The organism is Enterococcus sp. AZ071, from assembly GCF_050499065.1.
Taxonomy (GTDB): Bacteria; Bacillota; Bacilli; order Lactobacillales; family Enterococcaceae; genus Enterococcus_A; species Enterococcus_A ferrettii.
On the sequence record NZ_JBIPAS010000001.1, the window covers coordinates 2,567,024 to 2,587,043 of the forward strand.

Annotated in this window: 18 protein-coding genes and 3 pseudogenes; 10 read left to right on the forward strand and 11 right to left on the reverse strand. The window is 39.2% G+C overall.

Translation table 11 applies throughout. The features are described 5' to 3' along the window. Positions 1-3 precede the first annotated feature (3 nt). Together IGI49_RS12695 and IGI49_RS12700 are read right to left on the reverse strand one after the other, a co-directional pair. Entirely contained in the window at positions 4-924 is a 921-nt protein-coding gene (locus IGI49_RS12695; RefSeq protein ID WP_429964781.1) for a hypothetical protein, read from the reverse strand. Between the two features lie 394 nt (positions 925-1,318). Further along, positions 1,319-2,425, reverse strand: coding sequence for a tyrosine-type recombinase/integrase (locus tag IGI49_RS12700; protein WP_429964782.1), 1,107 nt, complete (start codon positions 2,423-2,425; stop codon positions 1,319-1,321). Between the two features lie 777 nt (positions 2,426-3,202). Here IGI49_RS12700 and IGI49_RS12705 point away from each other — a divergent pair. The 7 genes and pseudogenes from IGI49_RS12705 to IGI49_RS12735 all read left to right on the forward strand — a co-directional run. Further along, positions 3,203-3,973, forward strand: a complete 771-nt coding sequence (locus IGI49_RS12705) for a hypothetical protein (protein WP_429964783.1) — start codon at positions 3,203-3,205, stop codon at positions 3,971-3,973. Positions 3,974-4,288: 315 nt separating this feature from the next. After that, positions 4,289-4,504, forward strand: coding sequence for a hypothetical protein (locus tag IGI49_RS12710; protein WP_429964784.1), 216 nt, complete (start codon positions 4,289-4,291; stop codon positions 4,502-4,504). Positions 4,505-4,506: 2 nt separating this feature from the next. Continuing rightward, positions 4,507-4,749 (forward strand): DUF2922 domain-containing protein, encoded by a 243-nt coding sequence (locus IGI49_RS12715; RefSeq protein ID WP_429964785.1) that lies wholly within the window; start codon positions 4,507-4,509, stop codon positions 4,747-4,749. A gap of 132 nt (positions 4,750-4,881) precedes the next feature. Next, complete coding sequence (locus tag IGI49_RS12720; protein WP_429964786.1) at positions 4,882-5,271, forward strand: hypothetical protein; 390 nt, start codon at positions 4,882-4,884, stop codon at positions 5,269-5,271. 58 nt (positions 5,272-5,329) lie between these two features. Then, entirely contained in the window at positions 5,330-5,917 is a 588-nt protein-coding gene (locus tag IGI49_RS12725) for a DUF2922 domain-containing protein (RefSeq protein WP_429964787.1), read from the forward strand. A gap of 76 nt (positions 5,918-5,993) precedes the next feature. Further along, complete coding sequence (locus IGI49_RS12730; RefSeq protein WP_207701418.1) at positions 5,994-6,086, forward strand: type I toxin-antitoxin system Fst family toxin; 93 nt, start codon at positions 5,994-5,996, stop codon at positions 6,084-6,086. A gap of 121 nt (positions 6,087-6,207) precedes the next feature. After that, positions 6,208-6,357: pseudogene (locus IGI49_RS12735) on the forward strand (IS5-like element ISSoc13 family transposase); the annotation flags it as partial. 104 nt (positions 6,358-6,461) lie between these two features. On the opposite strand, the gene IGI49_RS12740 reads toward IGI49_RS12735, so the two are convergent. From IGI49_RS12740 to IGI49_RS12760, 5 genes and pseudogenes are all read right to left on the reverse strand, one after another. Beyond that, positions 6,462-6,911, reverse strand: a complete 450-nt coding sequence (locus tag IGI49_RS12740) for a hypothetical protein (protein ID WP_429964788.1) — start codon at positions 6,909-6,911, stop codon at positions 6,462-6,464. 95 nt (positions 6,912-7,006) lie between these two features. After that, positions 7,007-7,741: a LytR/AlgR family response regulator transcription factor gene (locus IGI49_RS12745; protein ID WP_429964789.1), complete on the reverse strand. Its 735-nt coding sequence runs from the start codon at positions 7,739-7,741 to the stop codon at positions 7,007-7,009. Between the two features lie 6 nt (positions 7,742-7,747). Continuing rightward, the gene (locus IGI49_RS12750) at positions 7,748-9,106 is read right to left on the reverse strand and encodes a sensor histidine kinase (RefSeq protein WP_429964790.1); all 1,359 of its coding nucleotides are present in this window, start codon (positions 9,104-9,106) and stop codon (positions 7,748-7,750) included. A 257-nt stretch (positions 9,107-9,363) separates the two neighbouring features. Continuing rightward, positions 9,364-9,609, reverse strand: a pseudogene (locus IGI49_RS12755) (hypothetical protein); the annotation flags it as partial. Between the two features lie 138 nt (positions 9,610-9,747). Then, positions 9,748-12,075, reverse strand: coding sequence for a helix-turn-helix domain-containing protein (locus IGI49_RS12760; protein WP_429964791.1), 2,328 nt, complete (start codon positions 12,073-12,075; stop codon positions 9,748-9,750). A gap of 175 nt (positions 12,076-12,250) precedes the next feature. Between IGI49_RS12760 and IGI49_RS12765 the strand changes: the two genes are divergently transcribed. Genes IGI49_RS12765 through IGI49_RS12775 form a run of 3 tightly spaced genes read left to right on the forward strand, consistent with a single transcriptional unit; the run spans position 12,251 to position 15,992 of the window. After that, positions 12,251-13,453, forward strand: coding sequence for a M20 family metallopeptidase (locus tag IGI49_RS12765; RefSeq protein ID WP_429964792.1), 1,203 nt, complete (start codon positions 12,251-12,253; stop codon positions 13,451-13,453). Further along, positions 13,450-14,850, forward strand: a complete 1,401-nt coding sequence (locus IGI49_RS12770; protein ID WP_429964793.1) for an MFS transporter — start codon at positions 13,450-13,452, stop codon at positions 14,848-14,850. Before IGI49_RS12765 ends, IGI49_RS12770 begins: the two co-directional genes overlap by 4 nt. Beyond that, positions 14,847-15,992, forward strand: a complete 1,146-nt coding sequence (locus tag IGI49_RS12775; RefSeq protein WP_429964794.1) for an ArgE/DapE family deacylase — start codon at positions 14,847-14,849, stop codon at positions 15,990-15,992. Before IGI49_RS12770 ends, IGI49_RS12775 begins: the two co-directional genes overlap by 4 nt. 380 nt (positions 15,993-16,372) lie before the next feature. Here IGI49_RS12775 and IGI49_RS12780 read toward each other — a convergent pair whose 3' ends face one another. The 4 genes and pseudogenes from IGI49_RS12780 to IGI49_RS12795 form a co-directional block, all read right to left on the reverse strand. Next, positions 16,373-16,576, reverse strand: coding sequence for a Blp family class II bacteriocin (locus tag IGI49_RS12780; protein WP_429964795.1), 204 nt, complete (start codon positions 16,574-16,576; stop codon positions 16,373-16,375). A gap of 692 nt (positions 16,577-17,268) precedes the next feature. Continuing rightward, the gene (locus tag IGI49_RS12785; RefSeq protein WP_429964796.1) at positions 17,269-17,580 is read right to left on the reverse strand and encodes a bacteriocin immunity protein; all 312 of its coding nucleotides are present in this window, start codon (positions 17,578-17,580) and stop codon (positions 17,269-17,271) included. A gap of 1 nt (position 17,581) precedes the next feature. Then, entirely contained in the window at positions 17,582-17,779 is a 198-nt protein-coding gene (locus tag IGI49_RS12790) for a class II bacteriocin (RefSeq protein WP_429964797.1), read from the reverse strand. A gap of 572 nt (positions 17,780-18,351) precedes the next feature. Further along, a pseudogene (locus tag IGI49_RS12795) lies at positions 18,352-19,887 on the reverse strand (IS1182 family transposase); the annotation flags it as partial. Positions 19,888-20,020: the final 133 nt, after the last annotated feature.

A 20,020-nucleotide genomic window follows, 5' to 3' on the forward strand; every position in this document is an offset into this window, starting at 1 on the left:
CTTCTATTCGTCATCCAATAAGTTGTCGCTTGTCGCTAACAAACGTACAAAAAACTGGGTCGTTTCTTCTTGCACCGAACGCAGACGTTTTCGGTAATTTCTTATTTCCTGTTTCATTACGCGTAACTCTAAGGAAGCATCGTGAATCACCTGATGTGCTTCCTGTTCAGCCTGGCTGCGAATCCCTTTGGCTTCGTATTCTGCTCGTTCCAACGTCGCCCGTTCCTGTTTTTTCGTTTCGATCAGGATCGTTGCCAATTCTGCCTTCATTTCTTCGTTTTCTTTTTGTGTTTGTTTCAGTGACTCAATTTGTCGTTGCGCTTGCACTAAGGCTTCGGTTTGATTGGTTCGATCGTCTTGCAGCTCCTTGTTCATCTGGGCCACTTGATCTGTCAATTCTTGAATCTGACGATCTTTTTCTGCCTGCAGTTTCTTCTGCTCATCTTCTTTTTCTTCACGTAAAGCTTCTAATTGTTGATCCGCCTTGGTCTGATACTCCTGAAGTGCTTGATCCTTTTCTGTTAAGGTAGCAGCCATCCCAGTCATTTCAGCTTGTTTGACTTCCAGTTGATGCTTTAACTGAGCAACTGTTTCTTCCAAGCGTTCCACTTCTTGTTGCAGCTGAGTATCTGGTTCTTTCCGAGATTCTTTTTCAGTTTTTTGTGCTGGAAAGGACTCCATGTCCTCTTCGTATCTGGCATCCTGTCGTTCTTCAACAGGTGCCGCCGTTCGGCGTCTAGATCGTCGCTCTTCACGATCGTACTCACTATAGTTATCCATTGGACGCTGTTCATAGCCTTCATTTTGATACGAGTCATACCCGTAGTCTTCTTCATATCCTTCGTTGTCGTATTCATCGTAATAGTAATCATCTTGGGTTGATTCCTGATAGGCGTCCCTCTTTTGCTTGCCAAAACCGAACATATGGCTTTCCTCCTCTATGCTATTCCTCTATCAATTTATCTATACTTTGATAAATATTGTTTATTCCTCTATACTTTTAACAAGCAAATGTGCCGTTTGCTTCATCTTGGTCTTACCTAGACTAGGAAAACGTCTAAAAACCCCGTCATAACAACAAAAAGGAATCATCTTGCGACGGTATAAGACGGTGTATAGGTCTAAAAACAGGTGGAAAATTGGCAGAAATGATTATGTGAAACTTTTTTTATTAAATAACATCTGTAGTGCTTAAAAGAAAAAAAGCTTAAAAATCCTTGGAAATCTTTTAAAACCTTTTAATAACTGAGTAGTTACTCAGTGAACAAAAAAATAAAAAAACCCCTCCAAAAACGTATTTGACATTTTTGAAAACGTTTTACACTATTGTTTTTTCCATTTGTGTGACGACTTGTATCTTTTGTTCAACTAATGCACTGGCATATGTATCCAATGTCATTTGAGTCGAGCTGTGTCCCATTAAAGCACTGACACTCACAATATCACCTTGGCTCTCTAGGCAACGCGTCGCAAAAGTATGTCGTAATTGATGGAAGTGTGTTTGGATTAATCCAGCTTTCTCACGAATTTTATGAAAATGTGCAGTTAAAAGCCTTGGTTCTAATGGTTTACTTTCTCTACAAAGGACAAAATCCCCAGAAGACTGTTCTTTTTGGTACAGTAACAGCTGCTTTAAGGTCTGGCTCATTGGAATTGAACGCATTGAAGAGGTTGTTTTAGAACTGGAATAAATTAACTCTGTTCTCTTCCCATTGTACAAGCCAAGCACACGTTGGAAAGTGGATTTAACATGGATCATATTCGTGTCAAAATCAATATCTTTCCACATCAAAGCCGAAATCTCACCAATTCGCATGCCTGCCCGAAGAGCCAGTATAGTAGGTAATCCCTTGCCATTCTCTTCTTTTAAAGCCACTGTTTCCAACTGTTTTTGCTCTTGCTTAGTTAGTGCCTGATTTTTGTTTTTCAAAACCTTGGGCAATTGAATCAATACAAAAGGATTTTCTTTGATTAATTTTTTTCGGATCGCTTCATTCACACACTGTTTTGTAATGCGAAAGATTACTTGGATCGTCGATGGATTCAAAGTCTGCTCTACTAATGAAACCAATAATTTTTCTGCGACATCTTCATCCAATTCATTCAATCCGTATTTGCCTATAGTCGACAAAACATAATGAACTAATTTATGTTCGTAGTTTGCATAAGTCGATTGTTTAATCCCTGATTGAACCTCCTTTAGCCAACGATACCCCCATTCATTCAATGACATCGCTGATTCTCCTTGGGTAGATTGACAAATTTGATATTTCAATTTCAATGGATATAACTTTTCACGAACTTCTTGTAATGTCTTGCCGTACACTGAACCATACTTAGTTTTACCATTAGCTTTTTTGCCTCTGGGGTATCTCCCCTCCCAGCGTTTGTCTTTCCGGTAATAAATATTTTCGCCTCTGCGCATCTATTCTCGTCCCTTCTGTCTGACGGAAAATTTGACGGTCTCTGGAACCATTCAATTTTCCCACTTTTTTATGCCTAATTCCGGTGAAAATTGCGTCCTATTATAGAAGGAAAATGCAATTTATCATTTTAGTTATTTTTTTAAAAGATATTGCGTATTTATTCTACTTATCTTATAATGAAAATAAATATTGGATGCAACGAAATAAAATATATAACCTCAACCTAAAGGAATCTACCTAGTCTAGGTAAGACCAAGAAAATTACTTTAAATTCACTTTTTAGAATAACACCTGTTATAATACCCATTTCTTTTGACCTTTTTCTGACAAATCCATTAATAAACCTTAATCTTAAGTGGAAAATAGCCTATCTTGGAAAAACAATGATAACATAATTTTTATTAAGAAAAAACATAAAATAATTTGCTCGAAAAATAAATTTTAGTTATATCAGGAAAAATCTTTCCTAATATAGTAAACTGGTATCAGGCCATCATAATAATTATTTCGATATCAGAGTGATTATTAGCTTGGCTGAATGATTTCGTCAATGCTATTGGTATGGAAATACTTCGAAATGAGCAAAAGATACATAGTAAACTTCCCCTACATGTTTATAGTGTTTAGTTATTGAAGAGGGTCCCCCTAATCATTTTTCTGTAGGCTAGGAAGAGCCGCCGCTTTTAAAGGCCTTAAAAGGAGGCAGCCAGTGTGTCATTTTCAGAATATTTCCACAGTGTCTAGGTGGCATTGGCACAAAAAGGAGAACGAAATGAATGAAAAGTGAAAGTAGTATAGTTGCAGAAAGAATTGAAAACGTTATTATGTTAGATTCCGAAATTTTTTCAAGTCAATGGGAAAGGATTTGGAAGAAAGACACCTCCGATTCACCACAGGACAAGCAGCTCCTCTCCATGGTTCTGCCGATTCCAGATCATGATGAGACACTGATTATTTACCGTGATAAAGGCGTTCATTACACCAAAAAAACCTTACCTACTTTGAAGAAACATGTTCAGGAAGAAAAGTTTTTGGATTACGCCTGCCTATCACAAACTCTTAAACGCTTTAACTGCTTTGGTAAAAAATTGTTTCCAATGGTTAGCTCCACGACTTGCTTGTTTCCCTTTGGCGGCTCCACTCAGCATGCCGTTTGGATCAATCCAGTCGAAATTAAAGAAATTCAGACAACGAAAGCCTGTACCGAGATAAAAATGATGAGTGGGATAATCTATTGTACTCAGACCGGGAAACGCACCGTTGAGCATCATGCGACGAATGCATTGGCTATTTTGGCTGCTTATCGTCAGGATCGCTTGCATAGAGAAGGGGCTGGACAGACTCCTTTAGACTATCTGTCTCTACCAGATACACCTTTCATTCGTTCCATCTGTCAGAAGCCGCTCTTACAAGAGTTCACTCTGCCTTTAGGAGCCTTTGAACGCCATTATGATAATGAACGATTCTTGAAAAACGTGTTAAACGTCAGCAAAGTAATACAATCTGGCGCCTTATCCTACGATACCCTCTCTAAATTATTAAAATAAAATGAGAAAAACTTAACTTACTAAAACTGTTTGAACCCTTGTATTCTAGGCATTTCTGCCGAATACAAGGGCTTTTTTTATGTTTTTCTTCTTGCAAAGAAAAATTTCCTAATCCCCCGCTACTTTGCAAGGAGAAATTTGGAAAGGTTGATTTAACAGCCTTCTCTATTTTTCGCTTGCAAAGTAGCGGGTATTTTTACAAATTAGCTCATTTTTCTTTTTGAAAAAAATGCTTTATCTTTTAGTCACCGGCCGGGAAACAAAAGAAACAACAAAAATTACAAACCAAAAACAGAAAACGGAGGAATTTGAAAAATGATTCAGAAATTGGGCACAAAATTACAGGTACAAATCGAACAAGCAGGGGAAGACAAACAGAAGAAAGTGAACTTTTCAAACGTGATTGATAATCCGCCAGAAGCAGATGTGGTGAAATTAGGAGAGATCATGGCAGAGCTATCCCAGCAAGGCAGCTCATTAGATAGTGTGATCATGACTGTCCAATCGCGTATTACGAAGGAGGTTGAATAAGGATGAATCGAGTCGTTAAATTAGTTTCTATTTTTAGAAATGGTGCAGGCAAATCGCAGACGTGGAGCTTGAGTAATCCAGATACTACTAAGACTCCCTCACAGATTAAAGGGCTATTAGGAGATTTGGCTCAATTGAATTTGTTCCAGAAAGATGGCATTCGTTTATTTGAAACGGTTGTTAGTGCAAAATATGTTGAAACGATTGAAACAACGATCTTTGAAGAAGAACCTGTTACACGTTAATCAATTCCTGAGAAGCTGCGGCAGACGTGCCGCTCTTCTCTCGCTACTATACTTAAGCTGGATCTGGGCTAGTTTCTTTAATGAACCTATTCCCGCCTAAAGTAAAAAAACTACTACAAGGAGAGAATCACAATGTCAGAGCAACCCTTTACGCACCAACAACTGTTTCATCTCAAACTCGAAACCATCGAGCAAAGACTCATGGAATACTATCAGGAGACCCAAAATGGCACCATGACCATCAAACTACTACTTGCTTTACGTGTACGTTATCAACTTGGGGCAAAGGAGTTCGCTCTGGTATTGCAGGATTTAGTTCGTTACTTATTTATGAATACCAAAGCAACGAAAACCATGAAGCGTTTCTTTTGGTATTTTGCCGATTATTTTGAAACCAGTGAATTGCGGATATTGGGTTTAAAACTCGATCCTGTCCGCAATTTTCTTAAAGCTGCCAAGTCTTTTATCAAGATACAAATTGCCAAGCTGTTCCATATAGAAGCTGACACTGAAGCCACCTGAAAATGATACTTACAGTCTGTCTCACCTACGCAAATAAATGAATGAAAGGAAGAATAAAATGATCAGACTAGTTTCCACCTTCTTAACTAGTGAAGGCAAGAAGCACAATTTTTCTTTTAAAGATCCTGATACCGCGAAAAGTCCGGAAGAGATCAAAGAAACGCTGGCCTTATTAACCAGCTTGAACCTCTTTGAAAAAGACGGTGTGGGCTTATTTAGAGAACTCGTAAAAGCAAAATATGTCGAAACGATTGAAACGCCGATCTTCGAAGGCGAGGAACTGTTTGGGGAACCTGCTCCAGAAGATAAACCTGAAGGAGGTGAAAAACCGGAGCAGCTGACAGCACTTCGCTGTACCTGGCAGGAAGCACCCAAAGTTCCAGAAGTATCCTTAGATTCACCAATCAGAAGCAAGGTACACGATACTCTGCGTGCTGTCTCTGAAAAGTGTGTGGCTGTGGAGGGCACTGCTACCAACTGTCCTTCTGTTGAATTGAAGGCCAGTTTAGAGAAAGAAACAACTGCTTCTTCTCCTGCTGGAAGTCCTTACGATGTAGTGAAGGAAATGATCCTGCGGAGAAAGCGGAGGAAAGCCAAAGAAAAAGAGCGTCAGAAGCGAAAAGATCCGCCTGACACCCCTTCTTGATTATCTGATCATTTACCAGCGTAGGTAGATAAACTTTGTCTGGGTCATGATCAAGCACTGAAAGGAGGTGATGAATATGCATCCTCTTGTGCAGTATATTTTAGCTCCAATTCTGGTTGGGGTGATTGTCGCTGTGGTTAATCACTGGCTAGACGATCATGATCCATGACGAAGCAATCAAAATTGACACTTGCGAATCGGGCCCATTCGCAGGTTGTCTCCTGTGTCCATTGACAATTAAATATCGGCTTTGCTGCGCCTTTACGCCCAGCTATACATAACGAAAAGTAGATTGGTTCTTGTACAAAGAGTGGCATTTCGCAGAGTGCTTTTTCAACAAGATAAAACACTTTCGTCGTGTCACTACACGGTATGATAAATTGGCAAAGTCGTTTTTATCGTTTGTTTATGTGGCTGCCATCTTCCATTTGATTCAGTAACAAGTTTTCAGACCTGTCCTAGTGATCGTTTATAAAAAAGAAACCCTCTCCAGCATAAAATTCTGTTGGAGAGAGCGATTGTCTATAAAAAATTGGTTTATTACTTAGATTTCTTTCAGTTTACTTAACGTATTTTCAAGATTTTCTTTATGCCAGTTCTTTGATCCAAGGCTTAAAAAACTATCGTTTGCATAACTGCTGCTTATACGAAAATCCGCCAACTCTTTTTGCTGCGTTGTTAGTCGGATATCCCCTTCCTGAGAACGAATGGTGATTTTATAATCTAAACTTTTAGTCTCAACTTCAACTGATGAGATGGTAACTAATGGGATCTCTAATGTCACCTCTTTTTTTAGCAAACCAGTCATCTTACTAAATGGGATTAGTACTAATTCAGTCGCACAAATCTGTAAAACATAATACTCAAAATTGAAAAAATCAACAATTTTTGCACTTAAATTAGGTGCATCGTACTTCACTAAAATCGCTGTATTATTGACTGGTTGAAAACCTAACTCTTTCAAATTTTCTAAAATCTTGATTTCTTTAGCCATCATCATCTTCCTTTTCACATTTTTTATTACTATAACCAATAAAATGAAAAGAATGAGAATTATAAACTATTTGGTACTTTTTCTGTCCTATTCGGTTAATAAAGCTGTTTAAGTTCTTTTATCTTACTGCGAGAAACCAAACAGGTGCTGCCATTTTTTAGCAATACCGTACGATGCCTTTTATCAATAGTTTGTATCTTTGATCGATTAACTAAATAAGATTGATGAGTTCGGATGAAATTGGGAGATAAACGTTTCTCAATTTGAGTCAAGTTCCCATGAAACTCAATATATTGATTAGAAGTGATTAAGGCGACATTATGCTTTTTGTACGTAGTCTCAAAATAGTCAATTGTGTTTACTGGTATATGTAAGATACGCGCGGCACTCTCCACAGTAAATAGTTCTTTCACTTCAGATGACTCATTAATTAATAAACCTTGAATCGTTAACAGCGCCTTTCTGATACGATGCATCAATTGGGCCGGATCATCCTTTAAAATATAATCTAGTGCTTCCAATTGATAAGTAAAAGTTTCCGGTAATAATTCACTATGAGTAGTAACATAAATCAAAAATCCTCTAGAATCTAACTTTCGAATCTCTTTCCCTAATTCAAAGCCATTCATCGATTCTTTGGGAAATTCAATATCTAAAAAATAAATACCTTGAGTTCGTTGTTCTTTCAAACAACGAAGTAACTCTTCAGGAGATGTTGTCACCAATGCGATAGCAAAATCAAATTCTTCGATCATACTAACATTTCGAATATTCTTTTCTAGTTGTTTCAATATTTCCGACTGATCTTCACAAATATAAATTGGAACCACAGACGATCACTCCTTTTTGATCGTTAATGTTTGAATAAATTGATCATTTTGTGTATCTATATCATTTAAAATGTGGGGGTATTTCGCCAATATCTTTCTAACATTTGCAAGTCCAAACCCACGATTTTTTCCTTTCGTTGAAAAATTCGGCTGCATCAACTCATGCAACAAAATCTTAAGTTCATTTGGATTTTTTATACGGATAACAACATATTTATCGTCTTGCATAACCACTATCGATATCTTCTTCATGGATTGGGTAAGATCAGCTACAGCTTCGATAGCATTATCCAAAAAGATACCCAAAATCCTTAACAGATCGCTAACATCCATTGGTAAATTTCTAAAGATATCCGATATCTCTAGCTGTATAGTAATTCCTTGTGACTCTGCTTTTGCTAGTTTGCTAATTAGTAATCCTTTAATCTCTGGGTTCTCAATAAGCAATAACTGATTCTGACATTTTAATTTTTCTTCTATTCGATGATCAAGTTGAAAAAATTTGTCTGTTAAAAATTTTTGAATTTCCTTAGTATTTCCTTCGCTCGCATGCATATAAATACCAGCAAGCATGTTTTTATAATCATGGTGAACGCTTTTGATTTCCTTTTGAACCTCTTCCATTTGTCTCAGATAGTTTTGCTGTTGAATTAGCATAAGCTGGGTATTTTCCCATTTCTTTTTCTGGTCAATTGTGAGATTCCATAGTCCAAAAATAATTAATAGAATCAAATAGGTTAATGATAACAACCATGAATTAACCTGTCGATCATCATTGTTTAAAAAAAAGCGAAAATAGACAATTAGGTCACTAAAGTAAAATGAACCAGCAAATAGCAACATAAATGTGGGATAGTCTAGAATCCCTTTGACTGCCATTAACACCTGACTTCTTCGTGCCATATAACAAAAAAGAGTTGCCGCTCCTACTTGAACGAAAGATATCGGAATACTTGCGAACAGAATCGCTAATCGAGGCAAACTTTGGATATATCCAAGAAAAAGACTTAGTAGTACATACTCGAAAACAGCTAAAATAGCAGCTGAAATTGTTTGAATCATTACATTCTGAGCATAATTTATCATTGGATAAAATGAACGGATCAATAAATAACCACTGATAAATTGTATAGCTAAAATAATACTGTATATTAAAAAGCCAACCTGATTTCGATCACTCAGGTCCAGCAGAGAAACTAAAGAAATTAGTAGAGAGAATAACAGACTGTTACAAAAGAAATGCCACTTATGTTTTTTCCAAAGAAACACTTGCCCTAAAAACATATTGGTTAGAAACAAAGAAAAAAAGTTAATTAGCATTAAGTTAAAGAAATTTCCTAAAAAAATTATTTCAAGCTGCGCCATGCAGTCCCTCCCTAAAAATTAAGTCATTCCATTCAATACGCATTTATTAAGTATATAATATCTCATTAGTATTTCAAAGATTCAAATCGGTATACTTCCTTGTTCTATGACTATTGATGTACAAAAAAGTCTTTTATACTGAATCTAGGACGACTTATCCAAGATAAACAAACCGAACGTGTCTGAAAACTTGTTACTGAGTTAATTTAAAGAGGACAGCCACATAAACAAACGATAAAAACGACTTTGCCAATTTATCATACCGTGTAACGCCATTTAGTAGAGTGTTTTATCTTGTTGAAAAAGCACTCTATTAAATGGGGCTCTTTGTACAAGAACCAATCTACTTTCCACGGATTCTCGACATTTTCTGTTGAGAGGATTGTATAGGCGCCGCCTTGTGCAGAAATCCAGTCACGAATCGTTTCTGATCCGTAGGCTTTATCGCCCAAAATATGGGTTACTACAATTTTAAATTGGTCCAGCATTGGGATCATCGCAACAGCATCGTGAGTTTATCCAACAATCTGATCCCATTGCTCATCATTCAATTCATATCATCGTGGCTGTGTCATTAATTACCCTGCTTCAATCGTTTTTATCAGAGCTTACCCTATCTCTATTGAATTTTCAGACACACCCTAGTTCAAATAAACAATCGGTGTAAATTCAAAGAGAACCACTGCGTTTGTATCCAAGTGGAAGGAATAAGAAAAGGTATCGGTAATTTTGGTATCAAAAACGCGCAAGCTTGGCTTATTTGTCTTGTGAATATAGGCTTCCGTTTCCTCGTCCAACTCCTGGGCTTCTTGAAATTTTGAATAGGCATAAAAGAGTGCTCCATGATTTCGATCCAAGACTAACCGTTTTACTTGAAAGCGGCCGTTCAGCACCTGCCGAAGCTGCACACTGAGATCCAGTGATTGGCTGGCTAAAAACGCTTCTTCTGAAGACAGCTGCGGATCAAAATAGTTAGTATTCCATACTAGCAGCTGGTATTTTCTTCCCTGTTTGGTTAGAAGATGCTCTGGCCCTTCAGACAAAATGGTGCCGGTCACCCGCCGTGTCAGCTGCAAGCAGAAAAAGGACGGTCGGCGATGGCCGTGAAAGTGAAAAAGATCCAATCCAGAGCTGTCGGTCGAACCGAAATTCCGGTTCTGTTCATGGAGATAGAAATCCAACCAAAAGCCATAGCCATCCACTAATTGATCCAGCTGCAGCAATTCCTGCACAATCAGCGCTCCTCGGAAGAACAACCCATTGAAGTTGATTGTCGTACCAGTCAGAGTGTTCCATTCCATTAAATAAAGCGGCACATTCATTTTCGCTTCCTTCAGCAGCTGCAAAACAAATCGGGTTTTGGCCTGAACATACTGATGATAAAAGGCGGTTTCTTCTGAAAAGTCGTGCTTTTGATGCAACACGACATTCGGCTCCACCGTAAAGGTAACGAAATCAGCCTGACCGGCCATCTGTCTTAAAAACACTTGAGCCGTTTGCCGGACAGCCTCTTCTTCGTAAGGATCAGGCAAAGGAAAACAAAAGCCTACTCGAAACTGTGCTGAGAAGCTTTGGATTTTTTTCCGCAGTGCGAAATAGTGGGCTTGTTCCTGTTCGCTATATTTGGCGCTCCATTCGAAATTAACCGACAGCAATGAAAAAATCTGCTGACCAAATTTATTAATCATTCGTTGCATGACCTGCAGATAGATCAGAGGGCCGTATTTGTCATAGCGTTCCTTAGACAGCGTCAGCATCAGCTGCAAATTATTTTGACAAATGAACTCCATTGCCTGATCCAGCTCAGCAAAGGCTGGAAAAGAATTCAGCTTGGCCTGCTTGGCTAAGGTATAGCTAAGCGGCAGCTCAGGGAAAAGATGGAAGCAGCTGATAGAATCCAATGCATGAATCTGCTTTAATTCCAGCAGCTCTGCTTGAATATTCTGTTTAGCCAGATCAGTTAGATTGCCAATTTGAATGATCACCTTGGCAACCGAGCGAGGTCTGATTTCTGAGACCTCCTGAATCAGCAGCTCTTTTGTTTGCCTGAATAAATGAGTAGGTGCATGTTCCGGTGGACTTTCCTGCAGCACACTGTACAGCAGCTGAATAATTTGTCCAGACGTCAGGTCCATCGCAGGATTCAACGCTATTCTTACAGGATGTTCCTCCAGCTCGCCTTTGTTGCGGTAGGCAGTCGGAGTCATCGTATATAATCGCTTAAATTGGTCGCGATAAACCTTCGCGCTTTTAAACCCGTTGTCCAGCGCAATTTGCTCGATACTTTTCTTGGAATGGGTCAAATCATCCATACTTTTGCGCAGCTGGATTTTTTTCAAATATTGAGACAAATACTCGCCGGTTTCTTCCTTAAAGAGCTTCGACAGAGTCGATTCAGCAAAAAAGAAATGGTCCGCGATCTGCTTCACTGTGATTCCCTTAGTACAATTCTCAGCAATAAATTCAATAATTTCTTTTATTTGATGCTTCTCAGAATGAACGGTTCCTTGGTGCTTGCTAGTCATAAAATGCTGCACCAGCAACAACAAGATCATCTCTAATTTGATGGTTTCATAAATCGTGTGTTCCGCTTGGGTATTGAATTCATTGATACACAGCTCGGTCATCGCAGCTTTCAATTCAGCGACTGCCTGCTGCTTCCCCTGCAGATTATGCTCAAAGGGACAAGCAAACAGACTGTTGAAGAAGGCCGGATACTGCGAGGCAAAATAAATCGAGTCAATCCGCAGAAAGAGCACGACATTGTCTTCCTCCGCAGACACAATTGAGAGCAAATGATGCAAATTGACACAATATATTGTGCCCGCATGCAGCTGAACCGGCTGTCCATCGTCTTCGATCATCATTTCCCCTTTTAACGGCATCAGCAGCGTAAAACAGTCAGCGAAATAATGATCCGCCGCTGCCAGTCGTTGATAACGGATAGAATAAGTTGTTTTGGTCTCCATAAGCTCTCCTTTTTCATCTAGTTTATCATTTTATTGAAAATATTGTTCGTTTTACTATCCTTTTCTTTCTTAAATTGACAATTAAAAGAATAGTTTGAATAGTTGAAAAATACTCCCTTGTAAAACTAACGATATCTTCTAAAATTCAAAGTGATCAGAGAAAGGAGCAAGAACAATGACTCAATTAAAAGAAAAAATTTTCCAGCGGATTAATGAACGTAAGGATGAAATGATCCAGCTGCGACGCCATTTCCATCAATACCCAGAGCTCTCTTTCCACGAAACAAAAACAGCACAAACTATTGCTGAATTTTACCAAGGCAAGGATTGTGAGGTCCATACTCAGGTTGGTGGCGGAAATGGGATTTGGGTAGACATTACAGGAGGCAAGCCAGGAAAGCATTTAGCCATTCGGGCCGATTTTGATGCTTTGCCTATTCAAGAAGAAACCAATCTTCCCTTTGCTTCGAAGATACCCGGCGTCATGCATGCTTGCGGCCACGATGGTCACACCGCCTACATGATGATTTTAGCTGATACCTTAATCGAGTTTAAGGATGAACTGCCTGGCACCATCCGGATTCTTCACCAACCAGCTGAAGAAGTACCACCCGGTGGCGCACAAACCATGATTAAAGCCGGCTGTTTGGACGGTATTGACAACGTATTAGGCATTCACGTTATGAGTACGATGGATGTAGGCAAGGTCTTTTACCATGAAGGAGCGGTTCACACAGGTCGGGCCACCTTCTCAATTAAAATGCACGGCAAAGGCGGACACGGCTCAGCACCTCAAGATGCCAACGATGCGATTGTCGCTGCTGCTCAGTTTGTTACTTCGGTTCAAACGATTGTCAGCCGACGGATTAGTCCGTTTGACAATGCTACCGTAACAATTGGTTCCTTTGATGGCAAAGGCTCTGCGAACGTCATTAAGGAAACCGTCGAATTGCAGGGAGACGTCCGCATGATGAATGAAAACTTACGTCCGGTGATCGAAAAAGAATTCAAGCAAATTCTCGATGGCATTTGCCAAGCCTTCAATATTACCTATGAGCTGAATTATTTAAACGATTATCCCGTCTGCATGAATGATCCAAAAATGACTCAATTAGTGAAAAATGCCGTAACTGAAGCGAAGATTCCGGAAGTAGAAGGCGTAGAAGATTCTGGTCCACAAACTGCCTCAGAAGATTTCTCTTATTACGCGCTGGAACGACAAAGCTGCTTTTTCTTTGTCGGTGCTCATGAAAAAGGCACACCGATTTACCCTCACCACAATCCGAACTTTCAAATTGACGAAGACTGCTTGCCAATTGCCGCAAAATCAATGGCTAGTGCTGTTTTAGCTTATTTGTTTGAAGGAGTGGCGAAATGAGAACCGAAAGTGTGACTCAAGAAGGATCCTTTAGAGGAAACAATCGATTATTAATCGGGATTGTTTTCAGTGTATTAACCTACTGGCTGTTCGCCCAATCGCTGTTGAATATGGCACCAGATGTCCAATCTGATTTGGGCATCTCCTCCGGTATCTTAAGCATCGGTGTTTCCATTACCGGATTAATTTCTGGTATTTTCATCGTCGTTGCCGGCGGATTCGCTGACAAATTCGGCCGAGTGAAGGTTACCTATTTAGGCATTTTATTAAATATTCTAGGCTCTTTAGCCCTCATTCTGACCGGCAATGCCGCCATGTTCTTAGTTGGCCGGGTTCTGCAAGGCTTCTCTGCTGCCTGCATCATGCCAGCCACCATGGCTATCGTAAAATCCTACTACCATGGAAAAGATCGCCAACGCGCACTTAGCTATTGGTCAATTGGTTCTTGGGGCGGCTCTGGTCTTTGTTCATTCTTCGGAGGAGCAGTCGACAGCTCTCTAGGCTGGCGCTATGTCTTCGTGTTCTCGATTGTGATCTCGATCCTTAGCGCAATCCTGATGCTGGGAACGCCAGAATCCGTTTCAACCGATAACAAAAAGCAAGCCTTTGACAGTTTAGGTCTGGTTTTGTTTGTTATCTCGATGCTGTCATTGAATATCGTAGTCTCAAAAGGAACCGAATTAGGCTGGGGAAATCCTATCACGCTTGGATTAATTGCCGTTGTGTTGATAGGAACGTTCTTATTTTATCGAATCGAACGCAGCCGAGACAACAGCTTCGTGGATTTCTCCTTGTTTGAAAATAAAGGATATCTAGGTGCCACTATTTCCAACTTCTTACTGAACGCAGTTGCCGGAACCTTGATCATTATCAACTCCTACGTTCAACAAGGACGAGGACTTTCAGCCGCCAAAACGGGCCTTTTATCCATTGGTTACCTGATCACTGTCCTAGTCACGATTCGGATCGGTGAAAAGCTGCTGCAAAACATCGGTGCTAAAAAACCAATGATTTGGGGAGCATTATTATCCGGCCTTGGTGTGTTGCTAATGTCTTTGACCTTTGTACAAGGCACTGCCTATTTAGTACTAGTCTTTATCGGCTATTCCTTCTTCGGAACCGGTCTAGGCATCTATGCCACCCCTTCTACTGATACCGCCATTTCCAGTGTGCCGCTGGAAAAAGCCGGCGTTGCCTCTGGAATTTACAAAATGGCCAGCTCTCTAGGCGGTGCCTTAGGCGTGGCAATTTCTTCTTCGATTTACAGCGGCCTTAGCCAAAGCGCAAGCTTCGCTGCTGGCGCAACCAGCGGTTTGTTTGTTAATATTCTATTTTGTCTGTTAGCGATTGTCTCAGTTGTAGTGATTATCCCAAGAAAGATGGAGGAAGCAAAATGATGAATAATGAAGAAAAAGTAAAAATTTTAGCTGATTTGGTTGCGATCCAATCCGTGAACGACCATGAAGTAACCGTAGCCGAATACTTAATTGACCTATTTAAGGCCCATTCAATTGAGGCTAAAATGATTAAATTAACCGACACCCGAGCAAACCTCGTTGCCGAAATCGGACAAGGGGCACCAGTAATTGGTGTATCTGGTCATATGGATGTCGTATCAGCCGGCGACAAATCCAACTGGGCCTCTGATCCTTTCCAATTAACCGAACGAGACGGCAACCTTTACGGCCGTGGATCAGCCGATATGAAATCCGGCTTAGCCGCTTTAGTCATTGCTATGATCGAAATCCATGAACAAAAGCTGTTGAAAAAAGGCACCATTCGCCTAATGGCAACAACTGGTGAAGAGGTCGGCGGTCAAGGCGCTTACCATTTCTATAAAGATGGCTTTATGAAAGACGTTGATGCCTTAGTAATTGCGGAACCATCCCAAGACACGATTATCTATTCTCACAAAGGCTCGATGGACGCACGCATCCAATCAAAAGGCAAAGCTGCCCACAGCTCAATGCCTCAGCTTGGTTACAACGCCATTGATCCATTGATCGAATTTGTACACGAAGCCAACAACTTCTTCCGTACTACCGATAGAACCAATGCCATTATGGGCGATTTAGTCATGAACACCACCATCTTCCAAGGCGGTAATCAAGTCAATTCGATTCCCGAAGAAGCTGTGTTGGAAATGAACATTCGCACCATTCCAGAATTCGATAACGACGAAGTAGCCAAAGACCTTGAAAAGCTCGTGGCAGACCAAAACAAAACCGGAGCCAAGCTGTCACTGGATATCTACATGTCCTTGCCTAGTGTCCTAGCCGCAAAAGAATCAAAATTATCAACACTCGCAGCCAAACTAGGCCAAGAACACTTGAACCAAGAAATCCAAACTGCCGCTTCACCCGGTGTAACTGATGCCTCAAACTTCTTAAGAGACAAGTCAGCGAACTTCCCATTCATCATGTTTGGTCCTGGTGAAACCAAGATGGCCCATCAGGTAGATGAATATGTGAATAAGGATGTGTATCTGAAGTTTATTGATTTGTATGTTGATTTGCTGACGGGGTATGTGGGGGAATAATTAGAACAGAAAGAAGAAGTAGCAGTAAAGCCTAGGGCTTGCTGCTACTTCTTTTTAACATTATTTCTAGTACAAATATTATACAGTTAATCATTCCGAAAAAAATTATCTTTTTAAAATGATCAACGGCTCTTTTCGTAAATATACAAAACAAACGCAATTAATAATATAATTGCGTTTGTCCCAAATCCAAAACTACTGTTGCGTAAGTCTTTTTCTATTTGAGATTTTCTGAGTAAATATTTGCTATAACACCCAATGTAAAAATTAGAGTTCCTGCTAAGAAAGTTTGCATCGAAAAATCCGAAGACTTAGACAGGAGAATCCAAATAATTAACATGAACATTATTATTTGGATTATTCCTTTGAGAACAGCTCTTTTAATTCCAGCCATGTTTTGGAGTCTTATTATAACCAAATTTAATACAACCGCCCGCTACAGCACCACCGGCTGCTCCAGCTAAGATACCTAAAGCACCTCCAGGAGCACCACCAATAGCGCCGCCAATAGTTCCATTAGTACAACTATTACCCCCAATAATTTTTTGCATTTTTTGAATGTTTAATTCTTTTACGTTTTGCATGATTCAACACACTCCTTATAAACATTTTTTGTACATGTACAAAAAAAATGTAACATATCTATTTTGTTCATAGCGAAATTTATCTTGAACACTGTTTTTTTCTTCTTGAACGAAGAAATAGGTCGTTCTCATCATTCGATATCTACCCATTATTCCGAAAAGTACATATTTTCCGGAATGATTAATTCTAGGAACGAGTGGTCAGAAGATAGTGGCTATTTCTAGTTTTTCTCTTTCATTCTGTGATGCATGCAATCTCAACAAGAAAGCTACTATAGGTTGTTAAGTGAAATCGAATCTCTAACAAAAATGTCTGATCTTGAACAGAGCGAAATTTCAAAATAATTTAAGATAGAATAGCGCAAAAAAGCGGAGAAGAACACGAATTTATTTTTTCTTTTCCGCTTTTTTATCAGTGTCTGAGCAGTGCTAATTCAGATATATCAGTCAGTTTGTTACTATTGCTATAGCGACTAAACAAGTAGGGAGAAATAGATTTACTGCCATAAGTAAATCTGTTGGTTGTGGTAAAAGAATGTTGCCCTCTTTACTTGAGATTTACAAAGTCAACTCTATCAAGAAAAAGAATCGTTCAAAAATTTTTAAGTTTTTGACACACAACTAAAAAGGAGACAAAGCGATTTGTATCCTAACTCTCTGATTTAAGCAAGTCTTAAAAGTAATTCTATTACCTAAAATTGAGTGATATCTCCATAGTCTCCTCTGTAAATACCATTTAATCCTGCATATCTTCCTATTTTACATAAATCTCTTATTAAACCTTCTTGCTTCTCATTAAAAGTGAGTTTATTTGTATATGCAGTAAAGTATAGATAATTAACTAGTCTATTAATTAATGGACTTTCATCATTAACATTACTGATATTATCTAGTTTGATAAAAACTTTTTGCAAAACATTGAGAATTTCTCCAAATTGAGAATTATTATTTTTAGCTATATCATTATAAAGTTGGTGAACAAGCATCTTAGAATCTAATTCCATTTTAGCATTTACCAGGAATGGCTCCGCCTAAGAACCCTCCAATAGACATTCCCGCAATACATGTCCCAGCGTTAGCCCAGTCTACAGTACACTTAGTTTTTCCGCAATAAACTCCATTACCATAATACTTCCCGCTATGAGTAGCTCCTCCTTGAACTTGCTGCATTTCTTTAGCACTTAGTCCTTTCACATCTTTCATGTTTAAACACGCTCCTTCTATTTTATTTTTGGAACGAAACCAACTTACCACAACGAACTTCGTTGTGGTTAAAAACTTCCTGAATGCAGGAAAAATTGGTCCTGAATAAATTTTTGGAGTAATGAACTGTCAACATAATTTTTCCCTATATTTAGTCGATAGCTGTTCCTCTTTCCATCTTTTCAATGACTACCTGCTATTAGATGCCATGGTAATCTGTCAGGTTTCTTCGATAACACATAAAACAAGCCATTTATTTATTAAACTGACATACTTCCTGCTATTTGTCATTCTTAATCTCATGCTTTATAGAATAGGACAATTGTCTACAAAGCATAGGATGTCTTGCTATTCCTATAGTATGTATCGTCAAAGGTTTTAACTCTAACTTTTGTAAATATATTTAGTATTTAGCTAACATGAAACTCGTCAAATCAGTTTTCACTCAGCTACAAGAAAGAGGCTGTGACATAAGTAGTCTCTAAACGAACAAAAAATGCCCCCCTCCCGAAAATCTATCAATGATTTTCAGTGAGGGGGGCATTTTTCTATGTAAGAAGTCCTGAAGTTCGTCCTGCAACTGCCAACTTCATCCTATTGAGGGCCAACACGAGGAGGCCGGTTTCTCTCTTCACTTTTTCCATACCTCGAACATGGTAACGAGTGAAACCTAAACAAGCTTTCATCCGACCAAAAACAGGTTCTACGTCGATTTTTCTTCGTGCATAGATTTTTCCTGTTTCAGGAGTTGAAAGCAGTGTGACTTGTTTCGCTTTAAAATATTCCCAGGAAGGGTTGACGCTTATTTTTCTGGTGTATCCTTTTTGTGTTAATGCGGCTGGAATAACTTGTTTATTCTGATCATATTTCTCCGCTTGATATTCTTTAAAATCTTTTACGAATCCTTCCTTATCCGTTCGTTGACGGTAGGCATGAAAATTGAAGCGGACTCCCTTTAGATCCACGTAATAATCGTCTTCTTCATAATAGGTCCAGTTCATGACTTTTCGTTCATCTGTTTTCCATTTTTTACTTTGTTCTTTGAGCATTGTTCCATAAGGAATTAACGCAGTATGTTGTGCGTACTGATCCTCCAATTGTCGATAATTTTTCTCTGACCCATATCCTGCATCAGCAACAATCACGGTTTCTTCAACCAAATTCATTTTGTCTAAAAATGGAAGTAACGTTTTTGTGTCTGTCGGATTTTGATAAACATCATAACCTACTATATATTGATTACAAGTGGCAAGTTGTAGATTATAGGCAGGTTTCAACTGGCCATTACGCATTGGGTCTTCTTTAACCCGCATGAAAGTAGCGTCTACATCCGTCTTTGAATAACTATTGCGAGTTCCACAAAGAGTAAGACGAAGGTGATGCTCAGCCATTTTTTCGCGACGTTCCGTTAGTTTTCGTTTTTGTGATTTCACTGTTCGGCGTTGTTGTTTTGCAGGATTAGGTGAGACCTTTTTGGTCTCTTGTACTTCCTGTTCTACCTCTTCTAAACGCAGCTCTAACCGTGTTAGAACTTCATCCAATCGGTCCAAGGTAAGGTCTGAACCTTCAGGAATATGTTTTACTTGATAGGCTTCCTTTAGCTCGGTCATCAAGGCCAAGATCGTTTCACGATTCATTTGATCATACCGAAGTGTGCTCTTTTTCCAAACAAAACTGTATTTATTCGCATCGGCCAGAATCTTTGTGCCATCAATAAAGAGGGCGTCATCAATTAATTGACGTTCCCGTAAATAGCTGGTTAATGATTCCAGACTTTGATTGACTAACGCTTCTACATCGTTGGAAATACGGAAACGTGCAATAGTGCGATAAGAAGGCACACGTTCCTGCGTCAACCAGCGTGCTGGCAAACTTTCTTCCGCAAGTTGTTCAATTTTACGACTAGTAAATACGCTGCGAGTATAAGCAAATAAAACGAGTTTTAGCATTAAACTAAGATCGTACTCCCGAGGTCTACCAAAAAGATAAGGATCCTTGAACTGAAGAGCCTCAACTAATTCATGAATAAACCAGGCAGTATTCTCTTTTTTGGGAACATAGGAAGTAGATATATTCAAAGTAAGCTGAGCCATGTTATAATTAGTCATGTGTTTTGGTCCTTTCGAGGATTAAAGTTTGAGTATAGGCGGCCACCTATACTCTTTTATTTTACCCAAAAATGCCAGTGAAATGAACGATAATCGTCATTTCACCGGCATTTTTTTAAGACTTATGTCACAG